The sequence below is a fragment of the Actinoalloteichus fjordicus genome (assembly GCF_001941625.1).
Lineage (GTDB): Bacteria > Actinomycetota > Actinomycetes > Mycobacteriales > Pseudonocardiaceae > Actinoalloteichus_A > Actinoalloteichus_A fjordicus.
The window spans coordinates 4543961-4563048 of record NZ_CP016076.1 but is presented as its reverse complement, the minus strand read 5'-3'; the positions used below and the strand labels follow the sequence as shown (position 1 = coordinate 4563048).

17 protein-coding genes are annotated in these 19088 nt (G+C 69.7%); 6 read left to right on the top strand and 11 right to left on the bottom strand.

The window, feature by feature from the left end; translation table 11 throughout:
• The first annotated feature begins 432 nt into the window (after positions 1-432).
• Entirely contained in the window at positions 433-1353 is a 921-nt protein-coding gene (locus UA74_RS19390; RefSeq protein ID WP_075741531.1) for a DUF1996 domain-containing protein, read from the top strand.
• A gap of 305 nt (positions 1354-1658) precedes the next feature.
• On the opposite strand, the gene UA74_RS19385 is transcribed toward UA74_RS19390, so the two are convergent.
• The 5 genes from UA74_RS19385 to UA74_RS19365 all read right to left on the bottom strand — a co-directional run bounded on the left by UA74_RS19385 (position 1659) and on the right by UA74_RS19365 (position 6662).
• Complete coding sequence (locus UA74_RS19385) at positions 1659-2636, bottom strand: alpha/beta hydrolase (protein ID WP_269466414.1); 978 nt, start codon at positions 2634-2636, stop codon at positions 1659-1661.
• 608 nt (positions 2637-3244) lie between these two features.
• The gene (locus tag UA74_RS19380; protein WP_157434306.1) at positions 3245-3487 is read right to left on the bottom strand and encodes a hypothetical protein; all 243 of its coding nucleotides are present in this window, start codon (positions 3485-3487) and stop codon (positions 3245-3247) included.
• A 286-nt stretch (positions 3488-3773) separates the two neighbouring features.
• The gene (locus UA74_RS19375) at positions 3774-4685 is read right to left on the bottom strand and encodes a TolB family protein (RefSeq protein ID WP_075765072.1); all 912 of its coding nucleotides are present in this window, start codon (positions 4683-4685) and stop codon (positions 3774-3776) included.
• 293 nt (positions 4686-4978) lie between these two features.
• Positions 4979-5905 (bottom strand): TolB family protein, encoded by a 927-nt coding sequence (locus UA74_RS19370; RefSeq protein WP_198042786.1) that lies wholly within the window; start codon positions 5903-5905, stop codon positions 4979-4981.
• 187 nt (positions 5906-6092) lie between these two features.
• Complete coding sequence (locus UA74_RS19365) at positions 6093-6662, bottom strand: TetR/AcrR family transcriptional regulator (protein WP_075741526.1); 570 nt, start codon at positions 6660-6662, stop codon at positions 6093-6095.
• Positions 6663-6784: 122 nt separating this feature from the next.
• On the opposite strand from UA74_RS19365, the gene UA74_RS19360 reads away from it, so the two are divergent.
• The 5 genes from UA74_RS19360 (at position 6785) to UA74_RS19340 (ending at position 12010) form a co-directional block, all read left to right on the top strand.
• A complete protein-coding gene (locus tag UA74_RS19360) occupies positions 6785-9307 on the top strand; it encodes an MMPL family transporter (protein ID WP_075741525.1) in 2523 nt (840 codons plus the stop codon).
• A gap of 341 nt (positions 9308-9648) precedes the next feature.
• A complete protein-coding gene (locus UA74_RS19355; RefSeq protein WP_075741524.1) occupies positions 9649-10197 on the top strand; it encodes a TetR/AcrR family transcriptional regulator in 549 nt (182 codons plus the stop codon).
• Positions 10198-10500: 303 nt separating this feature from the next.
• The gene (locus tag UA74_RS33715; RefSeq protein ID WP_075741523.1) at positions 10501-10773 is read left to right on the top strand and encodes a hypothetical protein; all 273 of its coding nucleotides are present in this window, start codon (positions 10501-10503) and stop codon (positions 10771-10773) included.
• Between the two features lie 34 nt (positions 10774-10807).
• Complete coding sequence (locus UA74_RS19345; RefSeq protein WP_075741522.1) at positions 10808-11224, top strand: Dabb family protein; 417 nt, start codon at positions 10808-10810, stop codon at positions 11222-11224.
• A gap of 189 nt (positions 11225-11413) precedes the next feature.
• Positions 11414-12010: a hypothetical protein gene (locus UA74_RS19340; RefSeq protein ID WP_157434305.1), complete on the top strand. Its 597-nt coding sequence runs from the start codon at positions 11414-11416 to the stop codon at positions 12008-12010.
• Between the two features lie 468 nt (positions 12011-12478).
• On the opposite strand, the gene UA74_RS19335 is transcribed toward UA74_RS19340, so the two are convergent.
• From UA74_RS19335 to UA74_RS19310, 6 genes are all read right to left on the bottom strand, one after another.
• Entirely contained in the window at positions 12479-13738 is a 1260-nt protein-coding gene (locus tag UA74_RS19335; RefSeq protein ID WP_232237338.1) for an MFS transporter, read from the bottom strand.
• A gap of 296 nt (positions 13739-14034) precedes the next feature.
• Positions 14035-14943: a DUF4184 family protein gene (locus UA74_RS19330; protein WP_232237337.1), complete on the bottom strand. Its 909-nt coding sequence runs from the start codon at positions 14941-14943 to the stop codon at positions 14035-14037.
• 244 nt (positions 14944-15187) lie between these two features.
• Positions 15188-16246 (bottom strand): acyltransferase family protein, encoded by a 1059-nt coding sequence (locus UA74_RS19325; RefSeq protein WP_075741520.1) that lies wholly within the window; start codon positions 16244-16246, stop codon positions 15188-15190.
• Positions 16243-17235: a D-alanine--D-alanine ligase family protein gene (locus UA74_RS19320; RefSeq protein ID WP_075741519.1), complete on the bottom strand. Its 993-nt coding sequence runs from the start codon at positions 17233-17235 to the stop codon at positions 16243-16245. The genes UA74_RS19325 and UA74_RS19320 overlap by 4 nt, the downstream gene beginning before the upstream one ends.
• Positions 17232-18365, bottom strand: a complete 1134-nt coding sequence (gene alr, locus UA74_RS19315; protein ID WP_075741518.1) for an alanine racemase — start codon at positions 18363-18365, stop codon at positions 17232-17234. Before alr ends, UA74_RS19320 begins: the two co-directional genes overlap by 4 nt.
• Positions 18362-18994 (bottom strand): M15 family metallopeptidase, encoded by a 633-nt coding sequence (locus UA74_RS19310; protein WP_232237336.1) that lies wholly within the window; start codon positions 18992-18994, stop codon positions 18362-18364. Before UA74_RS19310 ends, alr begins: the two co-directional genes overlap by 4 nt.
• Positions 18995-19088 lie beyond the last annotated feature (94 nt).

The window sequence follows — 19088 nt, the reverse complement described above, 5'->3', positions numbered from 1 at the left end:
AAGCGGCGCAGGACAGCCCCGTGTCGCGATTCGTCTGTCGAGACGATCGCCGTGGACGACAATGTATGAGAGCGCTCTCTCAGAGACGATTCTGGGTCCGAGTGCGGTCGATGTCAAGCGTCCGAATAGCGTCTCGAGGTAGTCCGACTCGTTCTTCTGGAGTAGCGAGAGAAGTGTGACCAGTCAATTTTCCAGAGCCGGAATCAAGGGCATTCGTTTATCTGATGACTTATTCATCCGCCCTTGACGGGGTGCGTTCTCAGGGGCATGCTGAGCCCCGGACCGCCCGCCCTGCGCGGGTCGAATTCTGTTCCGATGGACCTGGACGGTCCTCTCGTCACGGCATTCTCAGGCTTTCGCGATCGCCGTGGTGGCCTCCCGGCGATCTATGCCTGCTCGCCCGCGCCTGCTCGGAATCGAAAAGGAGGATTCATGGCACGCGGACTCTCGCTTCTCGCCAGTTCTCTGGCCGTGGTGCTCACCGCGTCGGCCTTCGTCACGTCGTCCGGTGTCGAACCGGCCGCTGCTCAGGAGGCGCCGACTCATCACGAATTCCAGGCCAACTGCTCGGTGACCCACCACGCGGCCGACGACCCGATCATGTTCCCCGGGATGCCCGGCGCCTCGCACAACCACACGTTCATCGGCAACACCACGACCGATGCCTACAGCACGCACGAATCGCTGCTCGCGGGCGACACGTCCTGTCGGGCGCCCGACGACAAGTCCGCCTATTGGTTCCCGACCCTGTACAACGGTGACGAGATCGTCGCGCCGATCGGGCCGCAGGTCGTCTACTACAAGTCCGGGGTCCTGGACTACACGAGTGTCCAGCCCTTCCCGCCGGGGCTGCGGCTCATCGTCGGTAGTCCGATGGCGACTCAGGAGGAGTTCCGCAGCGCACCGGGCACGGTCGAAGGCTTCGAATGCGGGGACAGCTATCACAATTACGATTTCCCGGAGAACTGCCCGGCAGGCAGCCAGGTGAACATTCGTTACCAGGCCCCGAGCTGCTGGGACGGGGTCAACCTCGACTCCGCCGACCACCAGAGTCATCTGGCCTATCCGGTGGCGGGCGAGTGCACCGCCTCGCATCCCGTTCCGGTGCCGATGCTCGAGTACAAGATCGCCTTCCCGGTGGACGGTGACCTGTCCGATGTGCGGCTGGCCAGCGGCCGTGGCTACTCGTGGCACTACGACTTCTTCAATGCCTGGGACCCGGCGACGTTGGAGGCACTGGTCACCCACTGCATCAACGGCGGTCTCCAGTGCGACACGCGAGGATTCGACCAGTACAAGCCCGATCGCGGTGCTGCCCTCGACGAGGACCATCGGCTGCCCGACCGGGCCTGACCGTCTCCGTGCGGCTGCGGAGGCCCCTCGCGGGCTCAGCAGGCTGACCCTGGCCCGCCCGCGGGCGGCGTCGCGGTCGGGCAGAGGCGGCGGCCGCGTTCGATCGACGCAGGCTGCAACGCCCATGCCGACCCGACCAGCCCGACCGTCGGTTCACCCGATCCGGCTCCGGCGAACCGACGGTCGCTGAGAACACGCCGACCCGCCGGCCTGGGCACTCGCCCAGGCCGGCGGGGGTCGGTGGTCCGCCCGCCGGATCATCTCCGGATCATGGTCCGGACGGTGGTCGTCCGCGCCGGATCGGCTCAGGCCCTGCGGAGTCGCGCGATCATGCCGTCGAGGTCGCGGATGAACATGTCGGGGCGGAAGAAGTGACCGCCCGGCACCTCGTGTGACTCATGCGGAATGCCCGCGCGGTCCAGGGCACCTCGGAACTCCCGTTGGGTGTTGAGCACCTGGACCTCGTTGATCGTGTCGAACCAGTTGACCGGGTCGGGGCTGGTGCCCGCGACCAGGAAGACCCGCTTGTTGCGGTAGCTCTCGACCCGCTCGACGGGGTTGTCGGCGCTGACCCTGGCCTGGTCCCACGGCACGCCGTAGACCGTGCCGCCGCCGAGTTCCACCGCCGCCGAGGACAGATTCGCCCAGTGCACGACGAGATCGCCCGTGCCACGGAGGCTGGCCGGGCCGGAGTGGGCGCTGACGGAGGCGAAGTGGCCGAAGTACTTGGCCGCGTACTTCAGCGCACCGAAGCCGCCCATCGAGAAGCCCGCGAGGGCGCGGCCGTCGTACTCCGCGTACGTCCGGAAGTTCGCCTCGATCCACGGCCGCAGCTGCTCGAAGTGGAAGTGCTCCCAGTTGCGAGGGCCGGTGTTGGAGCTGACCGGGTTCGAGTACCAGCCTGCCGCTCCGCCGTCGGGCATGACGATGATGATCGGCCTGCCCGCCGTGAGCTCGCGGATGTTCTTCCGGTCGAAGCTGATGAAGTCCTCGGCGCCGCCGTGGAGCAGATAGAGGACGGGGTAGGTGCGCCCGCTGGTGTGGTAGTCGTCGGGGAGCAGGACGTTGACGCCCGGGTCCCAGTCGATCGCCTCGGTCGCGAAGCGGTAGTACTGCATGCGCCCGGGATTGACGCTGCTGTCCACGACGCGCAGCCCGAAGCCGTCCTGTGCGGCGGCGGCCGGAGCCGTCGCCGCGAGCGTGACGCCGCTCAGCGCCATCGCCGCGGTCATTCCCCCCACGGCCTTGAAGACCGTCCGACGGCTCAGATGGTGCTCGCTCAAGTCTTCCTCCCAGTTCCGAAACGACATGTAGCCGAGTGGCTACCGTCCGATTGCGTATGACTACCAGAACGAGGCGGTGGTCGAGGTGGGAATGAACGAACAGGGCGAACTGATCGACAGCGGGTAACCGTCGGTCCGCTTCCGTGCGATCCCGACGGCGGTTCGTCCTCGGCGGGGTCGACGGCGCACGACGGCGTCGTGCGGCCCGCCCCGCTCCCCTGGCGGCTCACTGGTTCGAGGAGCCCTGAGCCGCGCCGACCGGTGATCGATCCGCCCGGTGCAACGGCGGACACCCGAGTCTCACGACAGGTGCCGCTCGGACCGGACACCTACCGGGAGGTCCGCGCGTTCCTGGTGGCGCGGCTGGCCGAACACGACGAGCACCGCGAGAGCGCTGTCGGTCGCACGTGCGGAGTTCATCTCGGGCTGACGAGAAAGAGAGGACGGCGGGATGTCCGACGGCTGACCTGCCGGGCCGCTCCGCGAGTCACCGCGCTCGACGACGCTGTGCGGTGGACACCCGGGTGGTCATCCGTCCTGAATAGATTCGCCGCCGTCGTGCCGCCGGATCACGAATTCTGTGCGCGAGAGCAGGATTCACGACGTGATCACGGCTGAATCGGTGTGGCGGGTTTCGCCGAACGCATTCGCTCGGGCGTCCAGTAGCCGGGAGTCGAATTCAGGAAAGGGCCGCTCTCGACTTTCTCGACGCCCGATCGATCGGGCGGATTCGAGGACGGCGAATCGACGGCCCGGCCGGGCGAGGAGGCGATCACCACGACCGACCACACCACGGCGGCCGCGCCCACGGCGATCAGCGCCGCGATGCCGCCGCGAATCCTCGTGGACATGACGATCACCACCTGGTCTCGCTGCACCCCGAGACCCGGCGTAGTGGCTGCGGACCGGCTTGCGTGCCGGTCGCGCAGAATCGAAACCGGGGGCGGGGCTGCTCTCCTGGCCGGGACAGCGGGGCGGACCTGCTCCGACGGGCCTCCTGCCGGGCGGTGCGCGGTCCTCGTTCGGCAGTGTCGGCGGTGTCGTCGGTGCGGAGTACGGCCTGAGGATCGGGCCGCGCCGAGGTTCGTGAGCCGGCCGCCCGACGCCGACGGTTCGGCGCCGGGCGGCCTGCCGGGATCAGGAGACGGGCTGCCAGGCGACGTTGTCGCCGTTGGCGGTGCTCAGCCGCGTGGCGTTGCCGCCGTCGGCGTCCATGGTCCACAGGCCGTCGTAGCGGGAGAACGCGATCGCCGTGCCGTCCGGGGACCAGGCACTGCTGGTGGTCTGATTGCCCGCCTCGTTCTCGGTCAGGTTGACCAGGTTGGTGCCGTCGATGTCGACGCGCACCAGGTCGTAGACGGAACCGGTCTCCGGGTCGACGCTGGTCTGGCTGGTCAGCAGCACGGTCGTGCCGTCGGGGGAGACCCGGGCGTGGTCGAAGAAGTACTCCTGTCCGCCGGGCAGGTCGACGCAGTCGGTGCCGTCGGTGGCCACGGTGGTGGTGCACAGCTCGTAGTCGCCGACGCCGGGAGACCTGGTGTAGACGACGCCGGAGGAGTCCGGCAGCCAGGACACGCTGAAAATGTCCAGGTGGCTCGGCACGGTGAGCATGGTCAGGTCGGTGCCGTCCGGCTTGATCAGGCCGATGTCCCGCGAGCCGTCGGTGGCGAAGGAACGGAAGGCGATCCACTCGCCGTCCGGCGACCAGGCCGAGGTGCTGACGTAGGACACGCCCAGTTCGGCACTGTCGACGAGCGTGCGGGGCGCGGTGTACTGCGCGTTGTCGATGACCAGCGTGGTCGGCGCGTTCGGCTCGGTGCTCTCCTGGCTGCGGTAGAGGGTGTTCATTCCGTCCGGGGAGAAGGAGAGGAAGTCGGAGTAGAGGCCCCGGCTCGGAATGCTTCCCTCGCCGGTGCCGTCCGGGTTGATGACGGAGGAGTAGCCGAAGTGGATCGGGCCGTTGGTCGCGGCCGAGGCCGTGGCGGGCAACGCCAGGGTGAGGATGGTGGCTGCGGTCGCGGTGACGACCGCGGGTAGTGCTCGGCGCATCGGATCTCCCCAGTGAGTGGTCGATGTTCATCACCTCGACGGGGCAGGCGGCCTGTCGGTTCCCCCGCGAAGGCAAATGATTGACGGCTCACTGACCGGCGTCTGCGATCGGCGGCCCCGGTTCGGTACACGTCGCAGGCGAGTTGGTCTGCCCACCCGTGCTCCACCGCTCGAACAGAGTCCGGTGGGGAGGCGCTGGTGCGGTCGGCGGAGCAGGGTCCTGCGACCGCCTCGGCCCGAGGAATCTCGCCGCCCGGCGCCGCATCATCGGCACCGGGCGACGAGGCGGGAGGTCAGAAGACGGGCTGCCAGGCGATGTTGTTGCCGTACGAGGTGCTCAGCTGGGTGTCGTTGCCGCCGTCGGCGTCCATCGTCCACAGCGAGTTCGAGCGGACGAAGGCGATCGCCGTGCCGTCCGGGGACCACACGGCGTCGGTGGTCTGGTCGCCCGTCTCGTTCTCGGTGAGGTTGACCATGCCGGTTCCGTCGATGTTCAGGTGCATCAGGTCGTACGTGGACCCGAGCTCAGGATCGACATCGATCTGGCTGGTCAGCAGCACGGTCGTGCCGTCAGGAGAGACCTGTGCCCGGTCGAAGAACCACTCCTGGCCGCCCGGCAGGTCGACGCAGTCGCTGCTGTCGGTGGTGATGGTGATCGTGCAGAGATAGTTCTCCGCGAACGCGGGAGACCTGGTGTAGACGATGCCGGAGGAGTCCGGCAGCCAGGACACGCTGTGGCTGTCCAGGTGGCTCGGCACGGTGAGCACGGTCAGGTCGGTGCCGTCCGGCCTGATCATGCCCATCTCATGTGAGCCGCTCGAGTCGGCGAAGCGGAAGGCGATCCACTCGCCGTCCGGCGACCAGGAGGCGTTGCCGATGTAGGACGCGTCCAGTTCGCCGCTGGTGACGAGTGTCGTAGGCGCGGTGTACTCCGGATTGTCGATGGCCAGCATGGTCATCGAGTCCGGCTCGGGCGTCTCGTAGGTGACGTAGAGGGTGTTCTCCCCGTCCGGTGAGAAGGACAGGAAGTCGGAGTAGTAGGTGTGGGTGTCCCGCTCCGGAATCCTTCGCTCATCGGTGCCGTCCGGGTTGATGACGGAGGAGGAGCCGAAGTGGATCGGGCCGTTGATCGCCTCCGCAGCCGCCGCCGTGGCGGGGAACGCCAAGGTGACGAGGGCGGCGGCGGTCGCGGTGACGACCGAGGGTAGTGCTGGGCGCACGTGATCTCCTGAACGAGTGGTGGGATGTCCCATCACTCGACGCTCCTGCCTGCCCGTCGGTTCCCCCGCGACGACAAGACGATCGACGAATCACGGACCTGTGGTTGGCCGGTGACCTCGTCGGCGTCGTCGACGGCCCCCGCTCCCCGCCCACGCGCCGAGCGGGGCGGGCCGGTGTTCGGCCTGGTCAGTCCGGCTGCCGCCAGGCGCCGATCCCCAGCAGCATGCGCCACAGCCAGTCCGCCGCGACGTCCGGCGGCGGCAGTGGATCGCGCGCGATCCAGGCGGTGATCACCCCCAGGGCGCTGCCCGCGATCCCCGAGGCGACGACGTCGACGGGCAGGTCCGTGTGTGCAGGCGAGTGGGCGGCGCCCACCGCGTCGCGCACGATCAGCTCGACTCGTTGCCGCAGCCGGGCGGTGACCACCGTCGATCCGTGCTCGCCGAGGACCCGGCGATAGACGGCCGCGTTGGCCGCGATGTGCTCGAGGTAGGTGATGAGCTCGCTGGGCATGGTCGGCGTCCCCGAGGCGATCGGTACCTCCGGCAGCTGCGTGGAGACGTCGTGGAGGGCGTTCTCCAGCGCCTCGGCCAGCAGCGTCTCCTTGTCCGCGTAGTGCTGGTAGAAGCTGCTGCGGTTCACGCCTGCCCGCGCCGTGACGTCGCCGACCGCGACCTCGTCGAGCGGTCGCTCGCGGGCGAGGTCCAGGAGGGCCTTCTGGAGGCTCGCGCGGGTGCGGGCGACTCGGGGGTCCATGACGGCGATCCTCTCACGTGTCCGAGGACACTCCGACAGTTATCCGACACGAGTCGGATAACCGACAGGCGTTGGATAGGGTGGCGTCCGCAAGAAATGTCCGATTCAACGAAAGGCGCCTGGTGGCCAACCTCCTGTACCGACTAGGACGGTTCTCCGCGCGACGCGCGTGGGCCGTCATCGCCGCGTGGATACTCGTGCTCGCGGCGGCGGGCGGTGCCTTCCTCGCACTCGGAGGCTCTCTGGCCTCCAGCTTCTCGATCCCCGGCACCGAGACCGAGCGGGTCAACGACCGGTTGACCGAGCAGTTCCCCGAGCTGACCGGCGCCACGGCCTCCGTGGTCTTCGCGACCGAGGGGAACGAGTTCGACACCGCACAGCGGGCGGAGATCGACGCGCTGCTCGGTCAGGTCGACGATGTCGACGGCGTGACGGCTGTGACCAGTCCCTTCGAGGTCGAGGCGCAGCGCGCCGAGGCCGAGGAGCAGGTCACCGGCGGTCGACAGCTGATCGAGGAGGCGCGCGCCGAACTCGACGCGGGCTCGGAGCAGTTGGCGGGCGGCCAGGCGCAGCTCGACGCCGCGATCGCGCAGGCGCAGGACGCAGGCGTCTACGAGCAGGCCGCCGCGAGTTTCGAGCAGCAGCAGGCCGAGCTGGACGCGGGCCGTGCGCAGCTGGAGGCGGGCCTGGCGGAGATCGAGACGCAGGAGGCCGAACTCGAGCACGGCGGCGCGCTCGTCGACTTCGCCTCCTCCATCGGCACGGTGTCGGCGGACGGGCGCACCGCCATCGCCACCATCGCCTTCGAGGAGACGCTGTTCGAGCTGCCCGACAGTGTGAAGGCCGCAGTGGCCGACGTGCTGTCGGCAGGCGACATCGCCGGGGTCGACATCGACTGGTCGGCCACCATCACCGCCTCCACCGAGGGCATCCTCGGCCCCGGCGAGGTCATCGGCGTCATCGTGGCAGGCCTGGTGCTGCTGATCATGATGCGGGCCTTCCTCCCGGCGGTCACGCCGCTGCTCAGCTCGCTCGTCGGTGTCGGCGTAGGCGTCGCGGCCTCCCTCTCCTTCTCCGGTCTCGTCCCGATGGCCTCCGTCACCCCGGTACTCGGCGTGATGCTGGGTCTGGCGGTCGGGATCGACTACTCGCTCTTCATCCTCAACCGGCATCGCAAGCAGCTGCTGGCGGGCATGGACGTGGACGAGTCGATCGGCCTGGCCAACGGCACCGCGGGCAACGCGGTCGTGTTCGCGGGCAGCACCGTGATCGTGGCGCTGGTCGCGCTCGGCGTGACCGGGATTCCCTTCCTCGCCACGATGGGCATCGTCGGCGCGGCCTGTGTCCTGGTCGCCGTCCTGGTCTCGATCACCCTGACGCCCGCGCTGCTCGGTCTGCTCGGCACCAGGGCGCTGGGGCGTCGCGCTCGCGCGACCATCGGCGACGCACGGCACACCGAGACCGAGGTCAAGCCGATGCGCACTCCCCGCGCGCTCGGCGCCGTCGCACTGGCCACCCTGGGACTGCTCGTGCTCGCGGTCCCCGCGCTCTCGATGCGACTCGGCCTGCCCGAGGGCTCCTCGGAATCGCCCGACACGACGCAGTACCAGGCCTACGCGGCCATCGAGTCGGAGTTCGGGCCCGGGATGAACGGTCCGCTGCTGGTCGTCGCCGAGCTGTCGGACGCGGTGGGCGAGACCGAGGTGACCGCGACGCAGGCGGGGGTCGCCGCAGAGCTGATGGAGCACGACGACGTCTCCGCCGTGGCGCCCATCGTCGTCTCCGACGATCGCGACGTCTTCCTCTTCCAGGTGGTGCCGGCGGAGGGTCCCTCGAGCGTCTCGACCGAGGGCCTCGTCCGGGATCTGCGGTCGCTGACGCCGCTGTCGGGTGACGCGACCCTGGGCGTCGCGGGCCAGGCCTCGGGCAACATCGACGTCTCGGAGAAGCTCGCGGAGGCGCTGCCGGTCTACCTGGTGGTCGTCGTCGGCCTCTCCCTGCTGATCATGGTGCTGGTGTTCCGTTCGCTGCTGGTGCCGTTGATCGCCACGGCCGGATACGTCCTGTCGCTGTTCGCCGCGTTGGGCGCGGTCACGGCCATCTACCAGTGGGGCTGGCTGTCGGACGTCTTCGGCGTGCACGAGCCCGGCCCGGTGCTGAGCTTCGGCCCGATCATCATCATGGGCGTCCTGTTCGGCCTCGCGATGGACTACCAGCTCTTCCTGGTCTCTGGCATGCGGGAGGCGCACGTCCACGGCATGCCCGCCAGGGCGGCGGTGGTGCAGGGCCTGCGGCAGGGGCGGGCGGTCGTCACGGCTGCCGCGATCATCATGATCTCGGTCTTCGGCGGCTTCGTCTTCAGCCACCTCGGCATGGTCCGGCCGCTCGGGTTCGGGCTGGCGATCGGTGTGCTCTTCGACGCCTTCGTGGTCCGGATGGTGCTGGTGCCCGCGTTGATGCACCTGCTCGGCGAGAAGGCGTGGTGGCTGCCGAAGTGGCTCGACAAGGCCATGCCGGACGTCGACGTCGAGGGTGCCTCGCTGGAGCACGCGCATCCGGCGAACCGGGCGGCGTCAACCGGGGCGGTGTCGAACGAGGCGGTGTCGACCGCGAGCGCGTCGACCGGGAGCACGTCGAAGTCCTGAGTCGGCCTGCTCACTGTGCCCGCCCGGCGTCGGGGCCGGGCGGGCACAGCGCTGGCCGAGCTGCTCGCGTCGGCATTCGGGCTCTCGGCGCTCCCATACCCGGTGACCGAGGCGAGGACACGGCGACAGCTCGGCCGCAGTCCTGCCGCTCGCCGTCCTCCCCGGTACGGTCGGCGGTTGTTCCGGGACCCGGCGAGCGGGCGAACGCGCGGCATACCGGGGCTGGGGGAGAGGCGGATGGACCACGTCATCCGCACGGCGGGTCCGTCCGGTCGGCGATGCCCGCCGCCTGCGCGGTGCCGAGTTGACGCCGACCCGGTAGTGAGTGTTAACTATCAACCATGGCGGGGGAACGCAGGCCTCGGGTCAGCATCGAGCTGCGTCGTGAGCAGATCCTCGCGGCGGCGTTGAAGGAGTTCAGTCACAAGGGGCTGCACGGCGGCTCGACCGTGACCATCGCCAAGGATGTGGAGATCTCCCATCCGAACCTGTTCCGCATCTTCTCGACCAAGAAGGAACTCTTCATCGCAGTACTGAAACAGACGTTTGCCACGATCGAGCGGGTGGTGCTCATTCCCGGCGAGAAGGAGGCAGTCAATCCGCTGCAGACGATGGCGGACGGCTGGGGCGATCTCATGGAACGGCGCGAGATCATGCTCATCCTGCTTCAGGGCTACGCGGCGTGTGAGGACCCGGACATCCGCGATGTGATGCAGGGCTGGACGCAGGATGCCTTCGAGCGAATGGAGGTCTTGCCGCAGGTCGGAACCGACACGGCGCACTCCTTTCTTGCCGAAGGCATGTTGTACATGGTTGCGGCGTCTATGGACCTGTCCGTTCGTGCCGAAACCGACGAATGGGCCGAGCGGTTCCTGGACTCCGGCGCCTGACCGCAGGCGGAGTGTTGTTTTTGCCCTAATGATAGTGACCGCTCACGTTCTTTTGGGTGGCTGTGATCACCGCAACGGACGGACGCCGGGGCCTGCTCGTTGATCACCGTGCCCTGGAACCGGGTCTCGCCCGGTCCGCATGGGCCGCACCGCCTGCCGGATGCGGAAGCACGCACTCGCTGACCAAGGAAGAACCGATGACGACGAAGACCGCATCGATCGTGATGCGAACCCCTCAGCGGGTGTCCCGCAGCCTGCTGCTGGTCGACCTGCCGCCGCCGTCCTGCTCGGCGCGATCAGCGGGTGGCGCACAGCGCAGGCGATTCCGGGTCGGTCCGGCCCCGTCGACGTGCCTGGCAGCAATCTCGTCCCGGTCGGGACCGGCGCCGTCGCGCCACCGCCCTGGCCGCCTTCCTTCCGTTGTGGCAGCTCGACGGTCTCGTCGAGGACTACGCCCACTACGCGAGAGGTGAGGCCGCCGACGTGCACACCGCCGTCGCCGATCTCACCGGAAGGCCCGCTCGCGACATCACCGACTTCGCCCACGACCACGCGGGCGTCTTCCCCTCCGCCTGACCGTCTCGACGAACGACATCGAAAGGAACACCAGATGATCTGGCACTGCATTCGTTTCACCCTCAAGCCGGACATCTCGGTGGCGGAGGTGGAGACCGCACTGGAGCGCATGCGCGGCGCGAGCGGCCGTCTCCCGGCGGTCAGATCGTGGGTCATCGGTCGCGAATTCGGCGGGGAGTACGAGTACGGTGCCGTCTCCACGATCACGGACGTCGAAGGCTACGAGAAGATGATGAACCATCCGGCGCACCGCGAGATCGACCGGATCGGGCTGCCGATGGTCGACAAATTCGTGTCGTTGGACATCACCGACGACCCCGACCCGGAGACGGGCGCGAAGATCGCCGCCATCCATCGGCGCCGGTACGACGAGATGCCGGACATCACCGGACTGCTCGCCGACATCAGTGAGGACCCCGGCAGCGCCGCACCCTTCTGGCGCGCGAGCTGACGACGTGCGGCGACGGCGTCGCACGGTGTCCTCCCTGGTCGAGAAGGCGGCGAGAACTCCGGCCGTCGCAGGCCGTCGCCGGACGTGGGCGCCCGATCCGACGTCCGCGCCCTCTTCTCGGCAGGCGCCGTCGGCTGCGACGCGGGTCACCGCCGCATCACCCCAGAAAACTCGAAGTGGAGGAATGCCGTGATTGATCCATGGGAAGCCGAGGCCGCAGGCTCCGCGTCCACCGCCGAGGTGTCTGCCTCGACCAGGGGCGGCGGTGTGGCCTTCCGGGAACGAATGGCGACCCGCCGGGGAGACCGACCGAGGATGGTCGTGACCTTGAAGGCGGACATTCCCGGCATCGACCCGTTCCTGGCCGATGCGGCACACCCGGTGTCGATGCGCGGGGTGGTCAGCGTCGAGGGCATCGTCTCGCGGGCCCGCGTCAGCGGAACGCTCTCCCTGTTCGCCGAGGGGGAACGGGAGGCGATGTCGTACGCGATGCACTTCGTCGACGACGACGGCCGCCGGTGGCAGCTGTCGGGAGTGAAGACGGTGCGGTCTCGCAATCCGCTGGAGCTGCTGATCGGGCTGACCACCCTCCGTGCCGAACTCTCCCTCGCCGATGCCGCAGCCGGTCCGAAGGAGACGCAGCGCTTCGTGCTGTCGATCGGTGCACGCGACCTCGTGCGGCTGGGAGCATCGCTGCGCGGATCGGGGCCGACCTCGGCCCGCAGGCTGCGCGCGGTCGCCCGTTTCGGCTCCTTCTTCACGGCTGCGACGCTGCGTCGGCGATGAACTGCCCGCCCGGCGACCGGATCGGCCGTGTCGGCTCGACGTTCGGCCGGAGTCCCGCCGCACTTCGGCCGCACCCGCCGTGACGACGTGGTGCGCGGATAGGCACGTCCTTCGCGGAGCCGAGTTGTCCCGGTCGACGTGCCGCCGGTGCAGGCCGCCGAGGCCGGTGATCGGTGAGCAGCGTGCGGAGGTCTGCCAGGGAACCGGCGGTTCCCGAGTTCCCTGACGGCTTCCGCATCGGATCATCGGTGTGGCGGCGTCAGATCATCCAAGGAACGGCGGCCCCGTCTGGATCGCTCGGTCGCCGGTCCCGCTCTCGTCGGCGAGGAGCCTCTCGTGCGTCTGCCGTGAGGTGTGTCGACAGTGCGCAGCGCCGGATCGCCCGAGCCGAGCGTCGCGACGTCTCGGGAATGTCGGATCGGCGCGCCGACAGCCCGGTCCGCTTCGATGCGGCGCACGGCGACGCGGTCAACTCGGCAGGCCGAACCGCCGGACGGGGGAGAACCACAGGACGAGCGCCGCGAGGGCGATCGGGATGATCGCCAGCAGTTGCGTCTCCCGGACTCCGACGGACTCGGCCAGCACACCGCCGAGCACCGCGCCGACGGGGGTGCCGCCGAGCGCGATCATCCGTGCCGAGGTGTTGACCCGTCCTTGTAACTCGTCCGGGGTGAGCTGCTGTCGAAGAGTGACCCCGTTGATCACCGCGAGCGTGTTGGTGCAGTACCAGATCGCCCAGCAGCCCAGGGCGGGCAGCCAGTGCTCCGTCGCCAGGACGGCGACGAGGGCCGGGATGTACAGGGTGAAGGCCACGGCCGACAGCCGGCCCGACCCGATCAGCCTCGTCGACCACGGCAGCAGGATCGTCGCCGACAGCGCGCCGATCGCACCGGCGGCGAAGAACAGGCCGACCCGCCAGTCGTCCGCGGCGATGCCGAGATTTCGATCGAGATGCACCACGAGAATCCCGATGACGGCACCGCTGGACAACGTGAGACCCACCGAGGCCAGGGCGACCAGACGGATCTCCACCGTTCGCCAGATGAACTCCAGTCCGGCCCGGATCGTGCGCAGCAGGGACGTCCTGGGCTGGGTGGCTCCCTCGATCCGGGGGTTGAGGTTCGTGCGAATCCGGAGGATCAGGATCGCCGAGACGGCGTAGGTCACGCTGCTGACGGCAAGCATCATGCTCGGGTGAGTGGCGCTCCCGACCACGCCCGCCACCGCAGGCATCGCGATCCCGGCCGTGATGCCGAACGACCAGATCACCGAGTTGGCGCGGACCAGCTGGTCTCGGCCGACGACGCTGATCAGCGCTCCCCATGCTGCGGCGTCGAACCAGACGAACGCCGTCCAGGCGACGAACGCCACAACGAGGATGTGCGCCGCGCCGACCGACCCGGTCAGGTAGACGACGGGAACGGACGCGACGACAGCGGCGGCCGTGAGGTCGGCGGCGACCATGAGACGCCTGCGGCTGAGTCGGTCGGCCAGTGCGCCTGCGAACAGACCGAAGAGCAGATACGGCAGCGACATCAGTGCCGACGTCGCTCCCGTGAGCGCGGCGGAGCCGGTCTGCTGATAGACGAGGACAGGAATGACGACGGTGAGCGCCTCGGTGCCCGCCGACGAGATGGTCCGACTGCCGAGCCAGCGACGGAAGTCGCGCTGCCACAACGAGCGACCGTCGTCCGCTGAAGCAGGATTCTCGCCCGGCTGCCCGCTCACCTGTGCCCCAAGATCAATGCGATCTGGAGCGTCGGGGATTCGTGGGCGGCCGGTCGAAGCAGGCTCACGATCCTCCAGTGGAGAAGCGCCATCGTCACGAAGGAGGGCGGCGCGGTGCTGCCCGCCATGCTCAGGTGAACGACACGTGCTCCTGCCGTGTGCACCGGTCCAGGATATTCCGGGGGCCGCCGTCGCAGGAAGGCACGTCCCGGTGCCGACGGCCGTCCGTCGTGGCGACGTCGAATCCCACGACGCAGCCGAACGACCGAGACCACCCCTCGAACAGGGTGGCGCGGCTATCGTTCGACGGGTGTCGTGGCCTCCCCGTCCTGCGCCGGGCGTCGCGACACGGCGGCGGAATCAGGCCTCGGCGTCGACCGGCGCGACACGGCGGCGATCTGCCAGGCTGCGGAGTACAGCAGCAGCACGGCCGCGAACGCGGTGCCCGCCCGCTTGGCGGCCCCGGTGACCATGCCCTCGACGAGGGTGCCGAACGGGGCCTCGACCGTCGTGGCGGGGTAGGTGGTCTCGCTCCGGCCGTCCCCCAGGTCGACGGTGACCGGGCGGTCGAAGTCCACCACCTCCACGGAGCGGAAGCCGTGATAGTCCCCGGGGACTCCCACGGCGACGGCCGTCAGGGGCGTCAGGACCAACAGCGCCGCCACGCTCCACCGCAGCGCGGGACTCAGGCGGGCGTCCCCCTCGTCCCGGCTGCGCATTCGGCGTCGGTGGCGCCACAGATACCACCCGATCGCCACTGCCCCGACGACCGTGCTCGCGTTCTGCAGCAGCCGGGAGACGGTCACGGCGTCCCACACCAGATGAGAGGCGATCCCGATCACGGCGGAGAGGATCAGCCACAGGGCGTGCCGGGCCTTCGCTCGCCAGCCTGCCGTCGGCTCCCGCCCCGGCAGTCGGACCCCGGCCGGGAGCAGCGCGGTGATCGGCGCCCGCACCATCCCGTAGAGGGCGACCAGCGCGAGGGCGAACGGCAGGTTGAGCACCAGGCCCGCGAGCGAGTGCGTCTGCGTGGCGTTGGGCAGCAGCACCCCGTACCAGTCCTGGGCGCTTGCCCTGGCCAGACCGAGGCTGCTCAGGTAGTACGGGAGGTCGGGCGCCACGGCACCCGCGACCAGCGCTGCCGCGACGAACGGCCGACGGAGCAGCGGCAGCACCGCGGCGGGATGGGCCAGGGTGAATGGCAACTCGACGCTCCAACACGGCCGTGTTCCCGCTGCGCACGTTCACCGGCCGGGCCCGCGCACGCCAGAACGGGATTCCATGGTCGGGTCCGCCTGCCGGGTCGGCCCGCCTTCTACATCTGCGGCTGCATCGTCCCAGCCACCGACCGTCGTCGAGACGGCGGCGTCGAGTCGGCGGCGTCGGGACGGCGATCCCCGGACACATCGGCCGCCGGATCTGCGCGGCCTCCCACCCTGCTGCTCGGGCTCAGCTCTTGTCCTTCCCGGCGCTGCGCCGGAACCGGCGAGCCACGACCAGCGGATCGAACAGCACGCCGAGACCGAGTCGGTTCAGTACGCGGTGTGCGCCGAGGCAGCCGATGACGACCACCGTCGTCAGCAGGAGCGGTCCGATGATCGACAGCACCGGAGTCGCCAGGGCCGCGCTCGCCGCCGTGCCGCGCAGGGCCTGGTGGACGAGGGCGAGCGGGATCATGTGGATGACGTACACCGGGAGGGTCTGCTGACCGAGCAGGCGCAGCGGTGTTGCCAGCCACGGCACCCGGGAGTCGAGCAGCGCACACGCCGTGACCCCGAAGAGCACGGCCACGATGGAGAGCAGCGGCCAGACGCCGAACCACTCGCGCGCGTCCAGCATCGAGACGAGGACGACGGCTGCCGCGAAGCCCGCCCCGAACCCCAGCATCGACGGCAGGGTGGCCGAGGCGGCGACGTTCGCCACCCGACCACGCAGCCGCAGTCCGAGGAGGAAGAAGAACAGGTTCTGGACCAGCTGCCAGAGGTTCCCCCAGTCCGGCAGCAGTCCTGCCGAGGCGATGCAGGCGAGGAAGAACGCCGACCCCAGCACGAGAGGTGTCGACAGGGTACGGGTGAGGCGGGCGACGACCAGGTAGACGGCGAGCGCGAGCAGGTACCAGAGGTTGGTGGGGCTCACGGTGAGCTGCGCGAGGTACTCGCCGAGGCCGGTCGCGCGGGCCGTGTCGAAATCGGGCGCCGCCGCCAACGCGAAGGTCTGGATCGTGAGCCAGAGGACGTACAGGCTGATCAGCCCCGTGGTGCGCCGCACCGCCGTCGCAGCATGGGGCGAACACACCGCGCGGGCGGCGAACAGTCCGGAGACGAGGAAGAAGAGCGGCATCCGCAGCGGTGACAGCGCGCTGAGCAGCGTCCACACCGCAGGCATCCCGGCGGTCGCCGGCCAGTCGAGGTGCGCGACGTGCTTGGTGACGACGTGCCAGAGGACGACGAGGATGATGCAGACGCCCTTGGCGACGTCGGGCCAGCCTTCTCTGCGCTGCGCGGTCACCTCGCTGCGCGTGCGTGGATCGGCAGCCCGACGCCCGGCACCGACGCCCCGTCGACCAGGCGGCTCATCAGCTCCTCGTAGGTCAGGCCCGCCGCCGCGAACATCCTCGGCACCTGGGAGGCCGCCGTCATCCCCGGCATGGTGTTGACCTCGTTGAGCACGGGCCCGTCGTCGGTGAGGAAGAAGTCGATGCGGGCGACCCCTGCGCAGCCGAGCGCGTCGAACATGGTCAGCGCTGCCCTCGTCAGGGCTGCGTGGTCTGCCGTGTCGAGCGCGGCGGGCACGGTGAATCGGGCCGAGCCGTCGTATTTCATCGTGGTGTCGAACAATCCGTGCGCGTGGATCTCCAGCGGCGGCGCCGCCCAGCGGGTGCCGTCGGCCTCGCCCAGCACGGCGACGTCGATCTCCCGGCCGTGGACGACCTCCTCGATCAGAATCCGCCGGTCGAACTCGGCGGCGGTGCGGAGCGCGGCGTGCAGTCGGGCGGGATCGCGGGCCAGGGTGACGCCGAAGCTCGAGCCTCCCGCCACCGGTTTCACGACCACTTCGCCCTCGAACTCGACGTCGCCGATCTCGTTCGCCGCCACCAACCGCCCCGGCGCGGTGCGGATTCCGACGGCCTGGGCGACGAGTTTGGTCGCCCATTTGTCCATCCCGATCGCGCCTGCCCGAAGGTCCGAGCCGACCACGCGCGTCTGCGCGAGAGCGCACAGGGCGGCCAGGGTCCCGTCCTCGCCGAGCGCGCCGTGCACCGCGGGGAAGACGACGTCGGCGTGTCCGATGATCCGCATCGCCGCCGCCAGCGAGTCGATCGCGCGGACCCCGAGCGACTGCTGCGCGTGCGTCCAGATCCCGTCCGGGCCGATGGTCAGCGCGTCGACCTCGAAGCCTCTCTCGCGCAGTGCCGTCTCGACGGCCGAGGCGGTGGCCGTCGAGACGTCGTGCTCCGCGTTCTGTCCACCGCCGATCACCAGGATCCGCTGTCTCATCCGATGCTCCTTCTCACTCGTGGTCCGATGCCGGTGACGATGGTGTGCGGAATGGTTCGGGCCCATCGGGCCCAGTCGTGGATGCTCGGTGTCGCGCCGCCGTCCGGGCCGAACACCGTCGCGGTCGTGCCGCGCGGGACGGGGTCCGGACCGGTGTCGACGACGATCTGATCCATCGAGACCCGTCCGACGATGCGACAGCGCCGCCCGTGGATCTCCACCGCCGCATCCCGTGCGAGGTCGCGGGGGATCCCATCCGCATAGCCGACGCCGAGGACGCCGAGGCGGGTGGGCCGATCGGTGACGTGATCACCGCCGTAACCCACCGAGGTGCGCGCCTCGACGGTGGTGCTGTGCACGATCGACGCCGTCAGCCGGGACGCCCCGTGCAACATGACCGTCTCGGAGGGGTCGATGCCGACGAGTCCAGCGCCGATGCGCACCATCCCGAAGTGCGTCGCCGGATCGGTCAGTGCGCCTGCCGTGGCGGAGAGATGGACGATCAGCGGACCGAGACCCGCCTTCGCCGCCGCCCGCCGTGCCTCGTGCATCCGAGCGACGGCAGGCCGGTTCGTCGGGGGATCGGCCTGATCCGCCAGCGGGAGATGTCCCATCAGACCGACGACGTCGATCCGCCGCGACAGCTGCCCCCGTCGGGCGAGACCCAGCAGCTCGTCCCACTCATGACGCGGACAGCCGCCGCGGGCCATGCCGGTGTCCAGCTGGAGGTGCACCCGCACGGTGGCCTCGGCCCCGGCGAGGAGGTCACGCAGCTCGTCGGCGGACCCGACGGCGACGTCGATCCGCTCGGCGGCGGCCAGGCAGGCGTCGACACCGGCGGGGTTCAGCCACGAGAGGATCGGCACCGTGAGTCCGGCCGCACGCAGCGTCGCGGCCTCGGCCAGGTCCGTCACCCCGAGCCACTCGGCGCCCGCGTCGACGGCGGCCGTCGCGATCGGGACCGCTCCGTGGCCGTACCCGTCGGCCTTGACCACGGCCATGATCGCGCTGCGCGTCCGCGCCCGTGCGCTCGCCAGGTTCGCGGCGACCGCGAGGGGGAGCGTCTCCAACGTTGGTGGCCTCACCGGGGTGACCGGAAAGGCCCGCTCGGTGACCTGCGTCGACGTCACTGCTGCATCCTCGGGTCTTCGGTGGGGTCCGCATACATCTGCGGGCAGCCCTCGACGGCCGCCTCCGGTCGCAGCTCGTAGTGCCACGGCTCGTTCCCGTAGATCTGACACAGGCCGTAATCGGAGCCGTACCGGACCAGCCAGTCGATGGCCGCATACGGGCCGATGTCGACCGCGTCGCCCGACACGTGCTCGGAGGTCGCCGAGGTCGCCACCCAGCGGGCGGCCTCCTCTCGCGAGCCGTATTCGGCGACGGCGTCCCGGAACAGCCGATCCTGATACCTCGGTGAGCGCCAGCCGCTGGTGACCTCGAGCGTGACGCCGTCGCCCTCGGCGTCCGTCGCGGCGCGTCGAAGGGCGGCGAGCAGGTCGGCGTCGAGCCTCACCACTGCCGGCGCCTCCTCGTCGAAGGCCGAGAGCCGCTGACCGTCGACCACCTTGCCGTCGGCCGCAGTGGGTTCGCCGCGTATCGCCGCCCACAGCGCGTCGATCGAGGTGCCTGCGGAGGCAGCGGAGCCTGTCTGCCGCGACTGCAGCACGGCGAACCCGGCGATCATCGTGACGGCGAGCGTCAGCCCGACCACGACGATCCGACGTCGGCGAGGCGCACTCGGAGCCTGCTCAGCCACGCCGATCCCCGCTCACGACGGAGAGGGACCGAAGACAGGCCGAGAGCCTGTCTTCGGCCCCTCTTTCCTGTTGCGCGGGGCCGGCGTGGCGATC